Raw genomic sequence first — 18534 nt, 5'->3', positions numbered from 1 at the left:
AGGGCGATTTCCAGTTTGCGAACATGGCGATTTTCCTGCACGACAGCTTGTCTCGCGACCGGACCACGCGATCCGCCGCATCCAGCCACTCTAGTCGAGATGCATGGCGCCGATACAGCCGAAAATGCCGTATTCGTCGCAGGCGGATTGGTTTAATGTGACTGTCATGCACTCAAGAATGCCACCCAGGCGATGACCGCGGGCGATCTGATACCAAGCGATCCCGAGCGGCCGGACCAGGCTCCTACTGAGATCCAATTCGCGCTCGTCATCGCCCGCATGATCGAGACGGTGGACAAAAACCCCGAGCATTTGCGTCAGGCCATCTACGACCTTGCCCGCTACAAACTGCTGGAGCAGTTCACTCATGCGGATGCCAAGGATATCAAGCGCGCGCAGCAGGCGCTCGAGACCGCAATCCGGGGCGTTGAACACTTCTCGCAGCAGCAGCCGCTCATTGCGCCCTCCCCGACCAAGGTACGGCCCGAAGAGGCTCCGGCGCGGCCGGATCAGCTGCCAGGCCCTATTGCCGCTCACGCCGCGGCAGGGCAGCCGACGCCGCCGGAGCCAGCCTGGCGCGTCGGACCGCAACACGCGGCAGGTCGCGGCCGAAGCCCGCAGTTTGCGCTGATGCGGCGAACTGCCGCGATGCTTCTCATCGTCGGCGGCGTTGTGCTCGCCGTCCAGCAACGTGAGCGGCTGTGGCACCTCGCACAAAACTTCGGCCGGGTTCTCCCTCCTCAGGAAACAGCAACAGCCTCGCCCCCGGTCCAGCCCGTGAGCGCACCTGCGCCGACGCCTCCCCCGGCGAAGCCCGATCCATTGCGGCCGACGGACTACGGCATCTACGCGGTCGCCGACAACCGTCTCATGGAGCTGCCGCTCCTCCCCGGCAAGGCACCAGATATTCGCGTTGCGGTCTCGGCCGCGCTCAAGGCACCGAGCCCGACGGTGTTACCGAATGGACACCCGAAATTCGTCGTGTTCCGCCGCGATTCCTCGGCGAATGCAGCCGATCGGGCCGAGGTTCGCATCCTGGCCAGGGTCTCCCGGGAATTTTCCGCCGAGGCCGCCGGAAAGAGGCCGGATGACAGCGAGGCGACCTGGGTGATCAGGAATGTTTCGTTCCCGTTCCGTTCATCACCAATCCCAAATGCGCCCGAGATGTACGAGCTGCATAGTGAGGATCCCGAGCTCGAATTGGCGCCGGGTCGCTACGCCCTGATCCTCAGGGGGCAAGCCTACGATTTCACGATTCCAGGAGAGATCACCGATGCGCGGCATTGCATCGAGCGTGTGGTCCTGACCACGGGGGTTCTCTATACCGATTGCAAGAAGCCCTGACGTCTTCCAATCCGCAACTCAACGCCTAGCTAGGTTGGAGCTGTCGGTTAACCCGCGTCGGATTGATGGAGGCAACAATGCGTTCGTCCCTGCTCACGGCTCTCGTCATAGCAATGCTCGGCACCGCTACAGCGGCAGAGGCTCAGGGCACGCAGCAGGGGCAGAGGGGCAAGCCACAATCCGCGCGCAGGCCGGTCGCAACCCAACCGAGCAACAATCCGTTCCAAAATCCCATTGGGCAAGGCGTGCCGCCGGCGGTCTCGGCGAATCCCAATATCAACAACAACAACAGTGGGCTGACCAATCCGCCGCGCTGAGCATGCAGTGGCGGGACCGCACTTCGAAGCAAGCGAAAATCATCACGGTCGAGCGCACCATCGCAATACAGCGGCAAGCCTACTCCGCGCTGACTTCGACCTCGATCGACGAATTGCCCGAAATCCGCATCGACGATCCCGTGATGCTCAGCTTGAACGAGTCGCTTCCGCGAGCACCCTGATTGGACAAGTAGCGGAACGAAGGTCCCTGGATGATGATCTGCCCTGATTTGGGCATCTCCGTGATGGCGATGTGATCGATCATGATCGTCGACCATCGCAAGCCCTGGATGCATTGCCCGCCCGAAGCGATCTTGAACGACCAGCGAACCGTGTCCGATTGAAGCTTGAATGGCTCCGGATGCAGGAGACACGTTCCTCCGGCCAGTGCCGCCGCGGGCGAGAGCCCCGCGAGAAGAGCAAGCGATCGGAACATGAATTTGGTCACAACACACCTCGTTGCCGAAAATCCGGACGGCCTCGCAGCCGATCAGCATCCTTTACACCGGGACCAATGATCCTGTCCTGCTTGCAGCGCCCGCTCGCAGCCTTTCGCGACCCGGGGCCAACCGCCCCAATCGTCCTGCATTGATGACAAGATAGGCATAAGCGGCCGACTGTCTTCAGCTTGCCATGTTGAGGCCCACAGATATCCAGTGATATCTAGATACGAGCCCACCGCCTCGAAGCTACCCAGCGGCCCAGGAGCAGTAGTGCACCGCATAGTCACTATTCAATATTTGCGCGCGATAGCAGCCAGCGCCGTTGTCGTTCACCATTTCATAGGCCCGGCCTATTTCGAGACGGGATTGAAGCAACCTGCATCAATCGGGGAAGCAGGGGTCGATCTGTTCTTCGTGATCAGCGGCTTCATCATGTGGACGACAACTGGACGCAGGCAGATCGGACCGACGGAATTCATCTGGCACCGCCTGATCCGGATCGTTCCCCTCTATTGGATCTTCACCCTGGTCTACCTCTTGGTCATATTGGCCAGTAAGCACAATCCGATTGCGCCGCTGGATGTCGTCAGGTCGCTGTTCTTCATTCCGTGGTTCGAGGACGGTCGCGCCCTGCGAGAGCTGCTCGGCGCTGGCGGAGAGCTCCTGGCTGCCGGCGGAGACGTTCTGCGCCGCGGTCAGGGCTTCCGACACGATCTGGCGGAGCTTCTCCACCATGCGCTCGAGCGCGAGGCCGAGCGTATCCTTGTCCGACAGCGGCTTGGCCTCGACCGTGAGATCGCCCTGCGCGATCTGGTTGGCGAGCGCCGCCGTCGCGTTCAGGTTCACCGTCATCGCGTTCAGCGACTTGATCAGGTCGCCGATCTCGTCGTTGCTGGACGACTCGATCTTGTGGCTGAGATCGCCGATCGCCACCGCATCGGCGAGGCCGACGGCCTGCGCCAGTGCGCGGCTGATGTTGAGCGCGATCCAGGTCGCTGCAGCCGCGGCGATCAGCAGCGAGGCGATCACCAGGCTCATCAGGATCATCTCGGCGCGGGCGCCGTCCTGCTTGGCCTGTTCGGCCTGCTCGGCCATGTTCTTCCTGACGTTCTTGATGTAGCCGTCGGCCGCTTCGATCGCGTCCGCAACGACCTTGCGGCCGTCATGCATGGAACGGTCCAGCGCCTGCGGCTTGTCGGTCTTCGCGAGGCGGACCGTCTCGTCCTGATAGGCGTTCAGCTTGGCGAACGCGACATTGAAGCTCTCCATCAGCTTCTTGCCGCTCTCGCTGGCCGCCGCGTAGATCTCGTCCTTGGACTTGGCGACCGCTTCGCGGTTCTTGATGAGATCAGCCCGGAACTGCTCGTGCTCTGCGTCGGACGCTGCGAGGATGGAGTTCTTCTCCGAGCGCACGAGGAAGAGAATGCCCTCCTTCAGCTCGGCGGCCTTTTCCATGCGGCCCGCACGACTGACCAGCAACTCGGTGGTGCCGACCATGTCGGCGAGCTTCATGTAGCCGACCGCGCCGGCGATCATGGACAGCAGGATGACGACGCCGAAGGCGCTGGCAAGCTTGGCTTTGACGGTGAATCTCATGTCAGTCTCGTTGGTTCGAATTGGGGTGCTTACGCTTGTCCACGCTTCACTCTTGCAAACTCAGGCGGCGCGGGGCGCATCGCGCCCTTCCGGGATCTCGTCATGCGCCATCAGCTTGGCGAGGTCGAAGATGACGACGAACTTCTCGCCCTTGCGGCCGATGCCGGCGGCGTAATCGGACTGCCATTTGCCCCCGACCTCGGGGATCGGCTCGATCGCCTGCTCGTCGATGTCGGTGACCTCGAACACGCAGTCGGCGACGAAGCCGACACCAACCAGGCGGTCCTTCATCGGCACGTCGAGGATGATGATGCGGGTCGCCTCGGTGGCCGCCACGCTGGGCAGGCCGAGCTTGGTCCGGAGGTCGACGATCGGATAGCCGCTGCCGCGCACGTCGATCATGCCGAGCAGGAAATTCGGCGCATGCGGCAGGCGCGAGATCGGCCGCATGTCGAGGATTTCACGGACGTTGCGGATGCTGATGCCGAACGTCTCGCCGGCGAGCCCGAGCGTCAGATATTGCGAGGTTGCGGCCATGTTGCAGTCCAGGGATCCCAGGTTTCGTGAAGTGCGCGGTCCGGCTCGGGGCCGGACCGGCTTTGATCAGCGTTGAAACTCGGCGTCGCGGTCGTCTTCGCCGTCATGCATGTCGAACGCGAAGCCGCCACCGCCGGCGACCTTCGTCGCGCGCGCGGGCTTGCGGGCGGGCGCGGGTTTCTTCGCCCCGCGATCCGCCGCCGCCATGTGCGCGGCCTTGGCGCGGAGCTGGCCGACCGCGCGGTCGATCGGCGCGGGGGCGGCACTCTCACTGCGTCCGCCCTGCTCGATGCGGAAGAACGAGATGGTCGACTGGAGCTGCTCGGCCTGCGAGGCGAGCTCTTCCGAGGTCGAGGACACCTGCTCGGAGGCGCTGGCGTTCTGCTGGCCGACCTTGTCGAGCTGCTGGATCGCCTGGTTGATCTGGGCGCCCAACCCATCCTGACAGACTTCCAAGACACAGGGACCCATAACCACAGGGAGTGGTTTGGCGAAGACTCGGAGTTGCCAGCCTCCGCCTCACGCCTCCCTGCGGTTATGGGTCCCTGCTTTCGCAGGGACGACAGCGAGGACGTGGCTGCAGCTCGCGCACCCCTCACATCGGCGGCGTGATCCCGTCCCGCCCGACATTCACCCGGTTCGCCTCCAGCGAGCCGTCCTCCTTCTTCGCCGCGCCGAAGATGATCAGCTTGGCACCGGGCTTCACTTCCGATTTGTCGCTGGCAACGAAGGTGACGATGGGCGTCTCCGGCGGCACCACGACTTTCTTCTCGCCGTCCTTGTATTTCACCGTGATGTTCTGGCCGTCGGTGCCCTTCACCGTCTGCGCCACGGTCGCGTTGGTCATCGTCGAGTTGGCGCGGGCGTCCCAGGGGCGGAAACCTTCGGCGGCGCCGCGCTGGTTCTCCGGGAAGATGTGCACGGCAATCGCCTTCTGGGTGCCGTCGGGCTCGGGCATGGCGGTGACGCCGATATAGGAGCCTTCCTTGATCTCGGAGAGCTCGGTCTTCACCACGGCGAAGACCGCGACGTTGTCCGTCATCTTCACCTTCACGTCGCTGCCCTCGCGGGTCTTGATGCCGAGCGTGTTGCCGTCGACGCTCTCGATGGTGCCGCGGATGCGGACCGTCGGCGCCTGTTGCGCCGAGGCGGATGAAACGGCGATAAAGGTGGCGAATGCAGCCACGGCGGCGCGTGGCATCCAGATGGTCAGTGTCGGCATGGCCTTGTCCCTCCAGGACGTTGCGGTGGTCAGACACGGCAACCCCGCGTAACCACCGCTATTCCATGCTCGGCCGATCACATCGGCGGGGTCAGGCCGTCGCGGCCGACGCTGACGCGGTTGGTCTCGAACGAGCCATCGGGCAGTTGCTTCATGAAGGCGATGACTTTCGCGCCGGCCTTCAAATCGGATTTGTCGCCGGGCACGAAGGTCACGACCGGCGTGTTGTCGGCGACGAACACCTTCTTCTCGCCGTCCTTGTACTTGACCAGCAGCGTGTGGCCGTCATTGCCGACGACGCTCTCCGAGACCGTGGCGTTGGTCATGCTGGAGTTGGGCTTGAGGTCATAGGGCCGCGAACCTTCGCCGGTGCCGCGCATGCTCTCAGGAAACACATGCACCTCGACCGCGTTCTGGCCGCCGTCCGGTCCCGGCACGGTGGTGGCGCCGACGAAAGAGCCGACCTTGATGTCGGCGAGTGAAATCTTTGTAATGCCTGAAACGTTGACGTCAGGCGCGATGCGCAGCTTGACGTCTTCGCCGCTGCGCGACTTGACCTGCATGGTGTCGCCGTTGACGCTCTCGATCGTGCCGCGCACGCGCGTCGGCACCGGCGCCTTCTGCGCGAAAGCATAGAGGGTGGAAGCGGCCACCATCGCAACAGCGATGAGCGGGCGCGTGAAAGTTTGGCGTTGAACGGTCATGACGGTCTCCGATTGTCCCCACGGATGGAGAACGCCGAAGAGTGCCGACTATTCTCTCAAGTCTTTGTGAGATCAGCCTCGACCAATGCGCGCAGCTCGGCCGTCACCTCGGGCCTGCGGCCGAACCACAATTCGAAGCCACGCACCGCCTGGTGCAAGAGCATGCCGAGCCCGTCGGCGGTCTTGAGCCCGCGCGCTTGCGCGGCTCCAAGCAGCGGCGTCACCAGCGGGACATAGACGAGATCGGCGACGACGGCCTCGTTCGGCAGCCGCGCGACATCGACATCGAGTGACGGCTGGCCGTGCATGCCGAGCGAGGTCGTGTTCACGAGAAGTTTTGCGCGCGGCAGCACGTCGTTGACCGCGTCCCACGTAACGGGATGCACGTTCGGCCCGAACTGTCCTGCGAGAGTCTCTGCCCGCGCGATGGTGCGATTGGCGAGATGGATGCGCTTGATGCCGCGCTCACGCAGGCCGAACACGACCGCGCGCGAGGAACCGCCGGCCCCGAGCACCAGCGCTTCCTCCGCTTTGTCCCAGCCGGGCGCGCTGGCATCGAGATTGCCGATGAAACCCTCGACATCGGTGTTGGTCGAACGCAACTCGCCGTCTTCGAACCACAGCGTGTTGGCTGCGCCGACGGCTTTCGCACGCGCATCGGGTGTCGAGAGCGCGAGCACCGCTTCCTTGTGCGGGATGGTGACATTGGCGCCGACAAAACCGCGCAGCGACAGCCGCAGCACGAAATCGCGCAAATCGTCGGGCGGAACCGCCTCGATGACATAGCCGCCGGCGATGCCGAGCGTGCGCAGCCAATAATGATGGATCAGCGGCGAGCGCGAATGCGCGGCCGGCCATCCGATCAAGCAGGCTGCGGGAGCCTTGGTCACTGTCGTCGTCTCCTTGGGGTCGTATTTGGAGGCGATCCATTTCGCGTCCCGCGGGCTCTGTCAAGCCGGGAGGCTCAGTACGACATCAGCTCCCGGCCACATCATCGGCCACGGGCCGCGCCGCACCGCCCTTGATGTCCGAGACCGCGCGCTCGATCGTCTCGCGATAGCGGGCGCGCGGCGGCGCGCCATGGGTGAGCAGCGCGCGGCGGACCGCGGGCGTGGCTCCGGTGATGAACAGGCGGATGCCCTGGCGATGCGCCTTGGCGGCGACGCGGCCGAGCACGTTGGCCGCGGTTGAATCCAGGAACGGCACCGCGGCGAAGTCGACCACAAATCCCTTGCGCTTGTCGGCGACGCCGTCGAGCACGTTGCCGATGGCCGACGCCGCGCCGAAGAAGAACGCGCCGGTGATGCGATAGACCAGCACGTCGCGATCGACCGCGAGTGCGGGATCGTAGGGAACGCGCTCGCCATTGCCGTCATCGGGGCGGTCGGCGGCCACGAGCGGCGTGCGCTCCTCGATGCCGGTCATCTCCGCCATGCGATGGATGAACAGCACCGCGCCGAGCGAAAAGCCGACCAGAATGCCTTCGGTGAGATCGCGGAAGATCGTGAGCAGGAAGGTTGCGAGCAGCACGATGGCGTCGCCCCAGGACGAGCGCAAGAGCGTCGCGAACTCCTGCTTTTCCGCCATGGTCCAGGCCACCACCACCAGCACGGCGGCGAGCGCAGCGAGCGGGATGTAGCTCGCAAGCGGTGCCGCGATCAGCATGAACAGCAGCAGGAACACCGCATGCAGCATGCCCGCGAGCGGCCCGCGCGCGCCGGCGCGGATGTTGGTCGCGGTGCGCGCGATCAGGCCGGTGACGCAGATGCCGCCGAACAGCGCCGAGCCGATATTGGCAACGCCTTGCGCCACCAGCTCGCAATTGGAGCGGTGACGGCGTCCGGTCATGCCGTCAGCCACCACCGCCGAGAGCAGCGATTCGATCGCGGCGAGCAGCGCGAAGGCGATCGCATCGGGCAGCACGCCTTTCGCCTTGTCCAGCGAGAATGCGGGCAGCGCGGGTGACGGCAATTCGCGCGGAATGCCGCCGAAGCGCGAGCCGATGGTTTCGACCGGCAGCGAGAACACCGCGCACGCGATCGCGGCGAACACGACCGCGATCAGGATGCCGGGCCAGGACGGACGCCAGACCCGCAAAGCACCGATGATGGCGATGCTGACGATCGCAACGGCAACCGCGGACGGGTTGATCGTGTGCAGGCCGCCCGCGAGCGCAATGATCTTTGGCACGAATTCGCTGGGCTCTTTCCCCGCCAGCGTGATGCCGCCGAGGTCGTGCAGCTGGCTGGCGAAGATGATCACGGCGATGCCGGCGGTGAAGCCGACGGTGACGGGATAGGGAATGAACTTGATGTAGGTGCCGATCCGCAGCAGGCCCGCGGCAATCAGGATGACGCCCGCCATCATGGTGGCGAGGATGACGCCGTCGACGCCGTGCCGCTCTGCGGTCACTGCGACCAGCACGATGAAGGCGCCGGCGGGCCCGCCGATCTGGAAGCGGCTGCCGCCGAGCAGCGACACGATGAAGCCGCCGACGACGGCGGTGTAGAGGCCGCGGTCCGGTGTCACGCCGGAAGCGATCGCGATCGCCATCGACAGCGGCAGCGCGACGATCGCTACGGTGAGGCCGGCGAACACATCCGCGCGGAAATCCGATAGGCCATAGCCCTCGCGCCAGACCGTGACGAGCTTTGGCAGGTACAGTTCAGCGAAGGTTGGCCGGCGCAGCCGGTGCAGCCCGCTTGCGTGATCGCTTGTGATGCTCATGTCCCACAATGCTCCATGCATCGTGCGGCGTATTGCGCAGCGATGCGCTAGCTCATCCTGATCCCAAGCACGACCAATGCGATCATGCCCCCACGCGGCGCGGCGGCCCCGGCTCCTTCAGGCGAACGCCGCGTCCGCCGCTGTCGCTGCGCGCCTGCTCGCCGATCAGCTCGACACCGGCCCGGTCGAACGCCTCGACCACCTTGATCAAGGTCTCGACCACGCCGCGCACATTGCCGGTCGAGGCCTCCATCCGTTGGATGGTCGGCAGCGACACGCCGGCGAGCTCGGCCAGGGTTTTCTGGTCAATGCCAAGCAGCGCGCGGGCTGCCCGCATCTGGAACGACGTGATCACCGTGGCCTCACGTATCAGGAGTTATAAGTGATATCTGGAGTGTGTACAATGATGTAAAATACATCATCAGGAGGCGAACGCAAGCATCCTCTCCGCCTCCTCCGTGATTGTGAGCACTTGTCCCCTCGCCGTCACCCTGAGGTGGGCCGAGCATCCTTCGAGCTCCCCATGTGGCGCTCTGCGCCCCATGGCTCGCACCTCAGGATGACGGAGTTTAAGACTTTGCTGCGCTCGCAATGACGAATGAAGAGGGCCCGAACTTACGTCTCCTCTCCCCGCAAGAGCGAGGAGAGGAGAAAGCAGCGCTCGTATCTGATCACGCCGCGTGCTGATGCGCGGCGATGATCTGGTCGGCGGCGCGGCCGGTGACTTCGGCCATGTGGTCGAACTGGCGGGTGAAGCTGCCCGCCCCTGCCGTGGCCGAGCGCAGCTCGACGATCAGCTCGCCGATCTCCGCTTCCGGCATCATGGCACGGACGCAGTCCCATCCGCTCCAGCCGTCGCGGGTGTCGAAGCCGAGGATCTGGCCGCGCCGTGCCGACAGGATCGCGTTGATCTTGGCGGTGGCGTCGGTCGGACAGACGATCTCGACCACGTGGATCGGCTCCAGCAACACCGGCTGGCATTGCGGCAGGCCTTCGTTCAATCCGATCCGCGCCGCGGTGCGGAAGGCGAGATCGGAGCTGTCGACGCTGTGATAGGAGCCGTCGGTCAACGTTACCTGCACGTCGGTGACGGGGAAGCCGAGCGGACCGCGCGTCAATCCGTCGACGACGCCCTCCTCCACCGCCGGGATGTAGTTGCGCGGCACCGCGCCGCCGACCACCTTCTCGGCGAACTTGAAGCCGTCGCCGCGCGGCAGCGGCTTGATGTCGAACACGACGTCGCCGAACTGGCCGTGGCCGCCGGACTGCTTCTTGTGGCGGCCGCGCTGGGTGATCGGCTTGCGGATGGTCTCCTGATAGCCGATGGCGGGCGGATGCGAAGAGATCTTCACGCCGAAGCGGTCGCGCAAGCGCTCGACCTCGACGCGCAGATGCATCTCGCCTTGCCCCCACAGCACGGTGTCGTGGGTCTGGGGATTCTGCACGACAACCAGCGAGGGATCCTCCTCGTGCAGGCGGGCCAGCGCCTGGCCGAGCTTCACATCGTCCTTACGGTCGGTGGACGCGATCGACATCGCGAGCACCGGTGACGTCGGCTCGGGGGCGGTGAGCGCGGCCGGCGGGGTCTTGCCGTTCGAGACCGTGTCACCGGTCTTGAACGGGTCCAGCTTGGCGAGGGCGACGGTGTCGCCGGCGTCCGCCGCGGCGCGCTTGGTGTCGTAGGCGCCGTTGACGGCAAGGATGCCGGAAATGCGGCTGGTCCCGCCGGAGGAGCATTGCAGCGTCGCGCCGTCGTCGAGATGGCCGGCGAGCAATCGCGTCAGCGACAGCTTTCCGCCATGCTGCGAATGCAGCGTCTTGAAGACGTAGCCGACCGCATCCTTGCTCTCGGGAACGCCGAGCCGCTTCGCGGTCTCCGCAACACCAGGCGCCTCGTGGCGCAACGCCTTCATCAGCCGCAGCACGCCGTTTTCGCGCGCCGCCGAACCCAGCAGCACGGGGCAGATCTGCCCTTCGCGGAGTTCGCGGGCGAGGTCGTCGAACACGGCATCGCGCGGCGGCTGGATGTCTTCGAGCAGCTGCTCCATCAGCGCATCGTCGTGGTCGGCGAGCTTCTCCAGCATCGAGAAGCGCGCCTCCTTCTCGCGATCGAGATCGCCGCCTTCGAGTGCGACCACCTCGGAGGCCTTGTGCTCGCGATAGACGAACGCGCGCTCCAGCGCGAGATCGACAAAGCCCTCGATCAGGTCGCCCTTCCAGATCGGGATCTGGCGCAGCACCAGCGGCACGCGCGAGGCGGGCTGGAGCATCGCGAGCGTCTCGCGGATGCGCTGGCTGGCGCGATCGATCTTGTTGAGGAACAGGAAACGCGGAATCTTCAGCTCTTCCAGCTCGCGCAGGATGATCTGAAGCTGCGGCAGCTTCTTCTCGTCGGCCTCGCAGACCACGACCGCGGCATCGACCGCGGGCAGCGCGGCGCGCATGTCGTGGGCGAATTCGACGGAACCGGGACAATCCAGGAAGGCGTAGCTGTCGCCCATGAAACTCGTGGTGGCGGCAGTCAGGCCGACGGTCATCTTGTGATGACGGGCCTCGGCTGTGGCGTCGCCGACGGATGTTCCGGCATCGACGCTGCCGGCGCGCGGGATTGCGCCCGTTCGCGCCAGTATTGCTTCGAGAAGTGTTGTTTTACCGCTTTGGAAAGGGCCCACCAGTGCAATGCACCGTGGACCTCGGGGACTTCTGACGTCTTGTCCCATTCGCCGCCTCCTTGGTGTGGAGCTCGGCCCATGATTGGGTCGGCAAACGGTGATGCTCTGCCCGTCCCAAAGATTTGGCAAGCATCAAACGTCGCTGCGGTGCGTCGTCGGTTAGATCCGGTGTAACGTCTTGGAGATGAGCCGCGGTGTTCCACCTCTCCCCGACGGGAAGAGGTGGAAAACAGCACTGCCCTTGGCGCTTAGCGTCCGGGGCGGAGTTCCAGGCTCTCGAGGCCGGCGGCGACGTTGAGGCCGACCTGGCCCTGCACGCTGAGCGGCTGGAGCGCGATCGAATTGTTGGAGCCGCCGACCAGCACGTTGCCGCCGAGGCCGACGCCGACCGAGGCGCTGCCCTGCGCGCCCGCATAATTGCCGGAGAGATCGCCGGGGCCCAGCCGGTCGACCGGCGCGAACACGCCCCAGGCCAGCGTGGTCTCCTGGGTGATGCCGATGTCGAGGCCGACTTTCCGGATCGTCGCGACGTAGCGATCTTCGGGCACGCCCTCGGCGCGCAGCACGCAGCCGAGATTGGTCACCGATCCCACGATGAAGCCAACGCTGGCGCCGCCGCGGCATTCGAGCACGCCGACGCGAACCATCCGCTGCTGCTGCGCATCGCTGTTTGCGACGGAGGCAACGAGGCTGGCGGCAGCGAGCCCGGCGAAGATGAACGAACGGCGCATGAAACGTCTCCGGCTATGAATGTGATGCGAGCAGAGAGAGCGCCCCACCCGTGTTGCGTGATGGTCTATGCCACAGGAATTTTGGAGTTGCCAGATCGGACGTATCTGAAATGAACGCTTGGAGAGAGGCCCCTCACCCCACCCTCTCCCCGTAAGAACGGGGAGAGGGAGTGAGAGAACCGAGCGTCCCTAACAGCAAAAATTCGCGCTATCGGCGGACTAACCTCTCCCCGCTCTTTGCGGGGAGAGGTCGGATTGCGTAGCAATCCGGGTGAGGGGCAAGGCACGCCTGCAGGCCAGATTGAAAGCCCACCCGACGCCTCAGTCGTTTTCAGTTCGGCGTCAGGCCAGCCCGCCACCACCATTCCAGGTGGAATCGCCGTTGTGCCGCGCGGCGCTATATGCGACAATCTGTAGCGTTACAAGAAACTCAAGCCGCAAGGTAAGCCGCCATGGACGATCGTTTGCCCGAACTGGGAGACCTCGAGCGCGAGGTCATGCAATTGGTTTGGGCCCATGGTCCTGTCACGGCCGAAATCGTGCGTGAGCGGCTGTCGCGGCGCCTGAAGGAGTCGACCGTGCGCACCGTGCTGCGCCGGCTCGAGGAAAAAGGCTATGCTAACCACACCGTGGACGGACGGACCTATGTCTACACCGCCGCCGAACCACGCGCGAAGGTCGCGGCCAAGGCCGTGCAGCGCATCGTCGACTGGTTCTGCAACGGCTCGATCGAGGAGGTCCTCGTCGGCATGGTGGACAATGCGATGCTCGACCAGCAGCAGCTGCGCACGCTGGCCGACCAGGTGGCCAAGGCGAAGAAGGCGAGGGGAGTGAAGAAAGAATGATCGCAACTCTGGCGGAGGCGGCGCTGCGCTCCCTTGTGCTGGGAGGCGTCGTCTGGTTCGGTCTCTATCTTTTTCGCGTGCGCAATCCACACGTCCACATGACGGCGTGGATCGTCGTGCTGCTGGCATCGCTGGCGATGCCTTTCGTGATGCATTGGCCGACGCTGACCATCACGCGGCTGCCTCTGCCGATGCCCATGCCGGACGATGTCGCCCCAGTTGACATCTCGATGCTGGAGACGCCGCAGCCAGCCCTGGCAATGCCAGCGGGCGCCGCCGTCGTGGCGCCGCCTAGAAGCGGGTTCTCGATCAATTGGTGGCTGGTCGCCACCATCGTCTATGCCGGCGTCGCCGGCCTGTTGCTGTTGCGGCTCGCCATCGGCCTTTGCCTGACCTGGCGCCTGGCGCGGGCGGCGCAGCCCGTGAGCGGCGCGGCCATGATCGGAGCCGACGTGCGCGTCAGCCGCGACGTCGGCGGTCCTGTCACCTTCGGCTCGACCATCCTGGTGCCGCCGCAATTTGCAGCCTGGGATGCGAAGAAGCGTCTCGCGGTGCTCGCGCATGAAGGCGCGCATGTTGCCAATTGCGATTTCTACATCCTGCTGCTGGCTTCGCTCAACCGCGCAGTGTTCTGGTTCAGCCCGTTCTCGTGGTGGCAGCTCGCGCGCCTCGCCGAGCTCGCCGAGATCATCAGCGACGCCGAAGCGATCGAGGTGATCGACGACCGCCTGTCCTATGCCGAAATCCTGCTGGATTTCGCCAGCACCGTGAAGCCGCGGCCGGTGGAGCTCGCGATGGCGCGCGCCTCGACCGTGCGCGCCCGTGTCGAGCGCATCATCGCGGCAGCCGCGATGCCCGTCGCCGTCGGCTGGCGCAAGCGGCTGTGGATCGCGGCGGCGATCGTACCGGCCGTGATCGTCTCCGCGGGCATGATCGCCTATCGCAGCCCCGACCCTGCGCCCGTCGCCGCGGACACCGGCGAGGTGCCGGCCCAGCATTACCGTCCCTTCGTCAATTTCTACGCCATGGGGCCGTCTTCCGTGTTCGCGATCTTCCGCGAGGGCGACGAGGTTTACGGTCAGCTTACCGGGCAGCGCAGGCTGCGCCTGACGGTTGGCAGCGACGGCACCGCGTCCTACGCGGCTTCGTCCGGCGAGATCACGTTCCAGCTCGAGGCGGAGCGCCGCTCGTCCGAGCTGATGCTGCGCATGAACGGCCGCGACATCCGCGCGGTTCGCGTCGCCGAAATGCCGACGGCGGCGGCCGATTCCGCAGCGCTCGATCAATATGTCGGCTGGTACAGGGTCGCGCCGAACCGCGTGCTCACCGTGCGCCGCGACGGCGATCGTCTGCAGGTACAGGAAACCGTGCAGGGCCGGGCGGCGCTCCTCGCCGAGGGTGCCGACGTCTTCTCGATCCATGGCGATAATCTCCTGATCTTCCTGCGCGACGAGCAAGCCAAGGTCTCGCGGGTTCTGGTCCAGAACGCGGTCTTCGGCGCGCGACTTGCGCCGCGGATCGACGCGTCGGTGGCGCAGGCGATCGAGGCCGATTTCGCGCGCCGTGTCGCGGAAGTTCCGGATCGCTTCCGTGAGCAGGTCCCGGTCGCCGGCGGCAAGGACTTGATCTTGCGCGGGATCGAGGACTTGCGGCGCGGCACGCCGAACTACGATCGCATGAGCGCGCCGCTGGCTGCCAAGATCCATCGTCAGCTCAATGAAACGCAGGCGACGTTCGCAGCCCTCGGTGCAGTCGAGTCGCTCTTCTTCCGAGGCGTCGGCCCCGGCGGCTACGACATCTATGGTGCGAAGTTCGAGAACGGCACGGCGGAATTCCGCCTGCTGCTCGAGCCCGATGGCAAGGTCGGCGACGTGCTGTTCCGGGCCGACGGCAATGACGAGCTCGGCGGCATCGTGCCTTGCGCGGAGGACGCGAGCGTGCGCGGCCGCGCCGGCACCTCGCCGATCAGGATCATGCTCTATAACGAGATGGGCGACGACATCCAGGTCTTCAATCTCGATGCGAGCGGCAATCGCAGGATGCAGAGCCTCGTCAGGCCCAACGCGACCTGGGCCGCGACCACCACCGTGAACAATCCCTGGGTGATCGCCGACAAGGCGGGGCGGTGCATGGAGATCCTGGTGCCGGGCCGACAGACCCGCTTCCACAATGTCGAGGCGTCGAACCTCGGCGCGCGTCCGGGCCGCGCGGCACGCCGCGCCGTTCCGATCGCCAATGGCGAGGAGATGCTGCGCCGTTACATCGAGAGCGTCGGCAAGGGCCAGCCTGACTACGAGCACATGACGCCGGAGGTCGCCGACATCACGCGTCAGCAGCTGCCGTTCGACCAGGCGATCCTGGCGCGGTTAGGTGCGCTGCGCGCGGTCTCCTTCCGCGGCGTCACCGCGCTCGACAGCGACATCTATGTCGCCCAGTTCGCCAACGGCTCGGCGGAATGGCGTATCGGCGTCAGGAACGGCACGATCACCAAGATCGCGCTCGGGCCGAATTTCTAGGACGGCTGCTGCCGGCCGGCGGCTCGCGATTTCTTGACGGCGGTGTCCCAATCTCCGCTTGCCCGTCCATTGGTTGAATGCTACGATTTGTAGCACTACAAATCGTAGCTGCCGATGGCGCTGCCGTCGGGCAGTCTCGAAAGATTGGGCATTCGTCATGAGCAATGCTGCAAAGGCCGAGGTCGTGCTGGCGCTCCATCGCTTCGGGATGGGACCACGGCCGGGATCGATCGCCGCCATCGGGACCGACCCGCGCGGCGCGCTGATCGCAGAGCTCGACCGGCCGCTCACGCTGACCGCCGCAGCCAGTCTTCCGACGAGTGCGAAGGCCTATCGCACCGTGGCCGATGCCAATGCGCGGCGGACGGCGCGCGCCAAGCAGGCGCAGCAGCAGGCCAAGAAGCAGCAGATGGCTGCGACGCAAGTGGCTGCGGGCGAGCAAAGCCAGGCGCAGAGCGAAGGGCAGGCGCCGGCGCAAGGCCAGGAGAAGGACGCTGCCGAGATGGCGGCGAAGCAGGCTGCCGACGCCATTCCCGATCCCGGCCGCCCGATCTATTTGCAGGAAGCCAAGCTGCGCACGGAGGCCGCGCTGTCTGCCGAGATCGGCTTCGCCGAGCGGCTGGTGTGGTTCTGGTCAAATCATTTCTGCATCTCGGCCAACCGGATTCAGAGCATGTCCGGCGCCTACGAGCGCGAAGCGGTGCGTGCCAATGCGCTCGGCCACTTCGTCGATCTGCTGCTGGCCACCGAGGGCCATCCGGCGATGCTGTTCTATCTCGACAATCTGGAATCGATGGGCGCGAACTCGACCGCCGGCATCAACCGCAGCCGCGGCCTCAACGAGAACTTCGCGCGCGAGATCATGGAGCTGCATACGCTCGGCGTGCGCACCGGCTACACCCAGGACGACGTCATCAGTTTCGCCAATGTGCTGACGGGTTGGACCCTGGTGCCGCCGGGCGCCGATCCCACTCACGGCGGCGAGTTCACCTTCAATCCGCGGCTCCATGAGCCCGGCGGGCAGACCGTGCTCGGCAAGCGCTACGAGCAGGAAGACGCCGAGCAGGGCCGCGCCGTGCTGCGCGACCTCGCCGCGCATCCGGCGACCGCAACCCATGTCGCAACCAAGCTCGCGCGGCACTTCGTTGCGGACGAGCCGCCGCCGGCGCTGATCGAGCAGCTGGCGAAGACCTTTCGCGACACCGAAGGCGATCTCAAGCAGGTCGCGATCGCGATGGTGTCGTCGGATGACGCCTGGCGCGGGCCGCCGTCGAAGCTCAAGCGTCCCGGCGAATGGGTCGTCGGCATGGTGCGTGCGACCGGCATCACGCTCGTCGATCCCGTCCGCTACACCGGCGGCCAGCAACTGCTCGGCGAACCGCTGTGGCGTCCGTCGATGCCCAAGGGCTATCCGGACGACGAGGCGAGCTGGATCGACGGCGTCGGCCGGCGGCTCGACGTCGCCAACAATTTCGCCGAGCGCATCACCGGCATGGCCGATCCGCAAGTGATCATCGAGGACGTGTTCGCATCAGAGATCGCGAGCGAGGTGAAGCAGGCGGTCGGCCGCGCCGAGAGCCGGCAGCAGGCGCTCGCGCTGCTGTTCATGTCGGCGGATTTTCAGAGGAGGTGAGCATGGGCTTCGATCATCATCTGCCCACGCGGCGCGAGCTTCTGGTCGGCTCCGGTGCGCTGTTCGCCTGGAGCCAGATGCCGCGGATCGCGCGCGCCGAAGGCCGCGATCCGCGTCTGCTCGTCATCGTGCTGCGCGGCGCGCTCGATGGCCTCGGCGCGGTCGCGCCGGTCGGCGATCCCGACTGGGCCTCCTTGCGCGGCGATCGCGCGCTACTGCTGGACGGCAAGCCGCCGGCGCTGCCGCTCGATTCCTTTTTCGCGCTCAACCCGGCGATGCCGAACCTGCACCGGCTCTACAAAAGCGGCAAGGCTGCGATCGTCCACGCCTGCGCGACGCCCTATCGCGAGCGCTCGCATTTCGATGGCCAGGACGTGCTGGAGAGCGGCATTTCCAAACCCGGCGTGACCGCGTCGGGATGGCTCAACCGCGCGCTGCTTGCGATGGAATCCGGCGGGCGCGTCGATCCGCGCGGCAGCCGCGCGCTCGGCATTGGCTCGGTGACTCCGCTGGTGGTGCGCGGCTCCGCGCCGGTGATGACATGGGTGCCGCAGAAGCTGCTGCCGGCGAGCGAGGACACGCAGAACCGTCTGCTCGATCTCTACCAGCACACCGATCCAAAACTCGCGACCGTGCTCCAGGCGCGGATGAAGCTGGCCTCGCTCGGCGGCGCACCGGGCGCGGGCGATCCGATGTCGGACGATCCGACCCTGGCGCCTCCGGGCATCGCCGAAGCCGCCGGCACCGCCGCGCGCTATCTCGCAAAGCCCGACGGCCCGCGCGTCGGCGCCATGGGCTTCGTCGGCTGGGACACGCATATCGCGGAAGGCGCAGCGTCCGGCCAGCTCTACAATCTGCTCGGCGCGCTCGACGGCGCGTTCGCGGCGATCGAGAGCAACATGGGCGAGGCATGGAAGGAGACCGTGGTCGCCGTCGTCACCGAGTTCGGCCGCACCGCGCGCATCAACGGTACGCAAGGCACCGATCACGGCACGGGCACGGTCGCCTTCCTCATCGGCGGCGGACTCGCCGGCGGCCGCGTGATCGCGGACTGGCCGGGCCTGAAGCCGGCGCAGCTGTTCGAGGATCGCGATCTCAAGCCGACCACGGATCTGCGCGCGGTGCTGAAGGGCTTGCTGCGGGATCACCTGCGCGTCGAGGAGAAGGTGCTGGCAGATACAGTCTTCCCCGGCAGCACTGAGGTCAAACCGATGGGAGGCCTCGTCGGCTGACGGCGTTGTCGCAAC

Annotated in this window: 15 protein-coding genes and 3 pseudogenes; 7 read left to right on the top strand and 11 right to left on the bottom strand. The window is 65.7% G+C overall.

The window, feature by feature from the left end:
- Positions 1-192 precede the first annotated feature (192 nt).
- Together FOM02_RS30465 and FOM02_RS30460 are read left to right on the top strand one after the other, a co-directional pair.
- Positions 193-1344, top strand: a complete 1152-nt coding sequence (locus FOM02_RS30465) for a hypothetical protein (protein WP_027562148.1) — start codon at positions 193-195, stop codon at positions 1342-1344.
- A gap of 77 nt (positions 1345-1421) precedes the next feature.
- The gene (locus tag FOM02_RS30460; RefSeq protein ID WP_231164289.1) at positions 1422-1661 is read left to right on the top strand and encodes a hypothetical protein; all 240 of its coding nucleotides are present in this window, start codon (positions 1422-1424) and stop codon (positions 1659-1661) included.
- Between the two features lie 79 nt (positions 1662-1740).
- Here FOM02_RS30460 and FOM02_RS30455 read toward each other — a convergent pair whose 3' ends face one another.
- The gene (locus FOM02_RS30455; protein ID WP_051378048.1) at positions 1741-2109 is read right to left on the bottom strand and encodes a hypothetical protein; all 369 of its coding nucleotides are present in this window, start codon (positions 2107-2109) and stop codon (positions 1741-1743) included.
- Between the two features lie 208 nt (positions 2110-2317).
- Here FOM02_RS30455 and FOM02_RS30450 point away from each other — a divergent pair.
- Positions 2318-2614: pseudogene (locus FOM02_RS30450) on the top strand (acyltransferase family protein); the annotation flags it as partial.
- Between the two features lie 87 nt (positions 2615-2701).
- Here the strand turns inward: FOM02_RS30450 and FOM02_RS30445 are convergent.
- The 10 genes and pseudogenes from FOM02_RS30445 to FOM02_RS30400 all read right to left on the bottom strand — a co-directional run.
- Positions 2702-3700: pseudogene (locus FOM02_RS30445) on the bottom strand (HAMP domain-containing protein); the annotation flags it as partial.
- A gap of 60 nt (positions 3701-3760) precedes the next feature.
- The gene (locus FOM02_RS30440; protein ID WP_027549415.1) at positions 3761-4237 is read right to left on the bottom strand and encodes a chemotaxis protein CheW; all 477 of its coding nucleotides are present in this window, start codon (positions 4235-4237) and stop codon (positions 3761-3763) included.
- A gap of 66 nt (positions 4238-4303) precedes the next feature.
- Positions 4304-4681, bottom strand: a pseudogene (locus FOM02_RS30435) (methyl-accepting chemotaxis protein); the annotation flags it as partial.
- A 151-nt stretch (positions 4682-4832) separates the two neighbouring features.
- Positions 4833-5438: a hypothetical protein gene (locus FOM02_RS30430; protein ID WP_027562979.1), complete on the bottom strand. Its 606-nt coding sequence runs from the start codon at positions 5436-5438 to the stop codon at positions 4833-4835.
- 98 nt (positions 5439-5536) lie between these two features.
- Positions 5537-6163, bottom strand: coding sequence for a hypothetical protein (locus FOM02_RS30425; protein WP_027562980.1), 627 nt, complete (start codon positions 6161-6163; stop codon positions 5537-5539).
- A gap of 56 nt (positions 6164-6219) precedes the next feature.
- Positions 6220-7053, bottom strand: coding sequence for a shikimate dehydrogenase (locus tag FOM02_RS30420; protein ID WP_027562981.1), 834 nt, complete (start codon positions 7051-7053; stop codon positions 6220-6222).
- A gap of 85 nt (positions 7054-7138) precedes the next feature.
- Positions 7139-8890 carry a SulP family inorganic anion transporter gene (locus tag FOM02_RS30415; RefSeq protein ID WP_265440432.1) on the bottom strand — a complete coding sequence of 584 codons (1752 nt, stop codon included), beginning with the start codon at positions 8888-8890 and terminating at the stop codon, positions 7139-7141.
- A gap of 82 nt (positions 8891-8972) precedes the next feature.
- Positions 8973-9245, bottom strand: coding sequence for a helix-turn-helix domain-containing protein (locus FOM02_RS30410; protein ID WP_008566993.1), 273 nt, complete (start codon positions 9243-9245; stop codon positions 8973-8975).
- A 316-nt stretch (positions 9246-9561) separates the two neighbouring features.
- Positions 9562-11610, bottom strand: coding sequence for an elongation factor G (locus FOM02_RS30405; RefSeq protein ID WP_265440431.1), 2049 nt, complete (start codon positions 11608-11610; stop codon positions 9562-9564).
- 200 nt (positions 11611-11810) lie between these two features.
- Positions 11811-12293, bottom strand: a complete 483-nt coding sequence (locus FOM02_RS30400; protein WP_027562984.1) for a DUF992 domain-containing protein — start codon at positions 12291-12293, stop codon at positions 11811-11813.
- Positions 12294-12745: 452 nt separating this feature from the next.
- Here FOM02_RS30400 and FOM02_RS30395 point away from each other — a divergent pair, with 452 nt between their 5' ends.
- From FOM02_RS30395 to FOM02_RS30380, 4 genes are all read left to right on the top strand, one after another.
- Entirely contained in the window at positions 12746-13138 is a 393-nt protein-coding gene (locus FOM02_RS30395; RefSeq protein ID WP_027560480.1) for a BlaI/MecI/CopY family transcriptional regulator, read from the top strand.
- Positions 13135-15654 (top strand): M56 family metallopeptidase, encoded by a 2520-nt coding sequence (locus FOM02_RS30390; protein ID WP_027560479.1) that lies wholly within the window; start codon positions 13135-13137, stop codon positions 15652-15654. Before FOM02_RS30395 ends, FOM02_RS30390 begins: the two co-directional genes overlap by 4 nt.
- Positions 15655-15811: 157 nt before the next feature.
- Positions 15812-17287: a DUF1800 domain-containing protein gene (locus FOM02_RS30385; protein ID WP_027560478.1), complete on the top strand. Its 1476-nt coding sequence runs from the start codon at positions 15812-15814 to the stop codon at positions 17285-17287.
- Between the two features lie 2 nt (positions 17288-17289).
- Positions 17290-18519 carry a DUF1501 domain-containing protein gene (locus FOM02_RS30380; RefSeq protein ID WP_265440430.1) on the top strand — a complete coding sequence of 410 codons (1230 nt, stop codon included), beginning with the start codon at positions 17290-17292 and terminating at the stop codon, positions 18517-18519.
- The last annotated feature ends 15 nt before the right edge of the window (positions 18520-18534 follow it).

Origin of the sequence: Bradyrhizobium sp. SEMIA (assembly GCF_014844175.1) — a bacterium.
GTDB lineage: Bacteria > Pseudomonadota > Alphaproteobacteria > Rhizobiales > Xanthobacteraceae > Bradyrhizobium > Bradyrhizobium arachidis.
The sequence above is the reverse complement of the archived record's forward strand: the minus strand, read 5'-3'. Positions and strand labels throughout refer to the sequence as shown.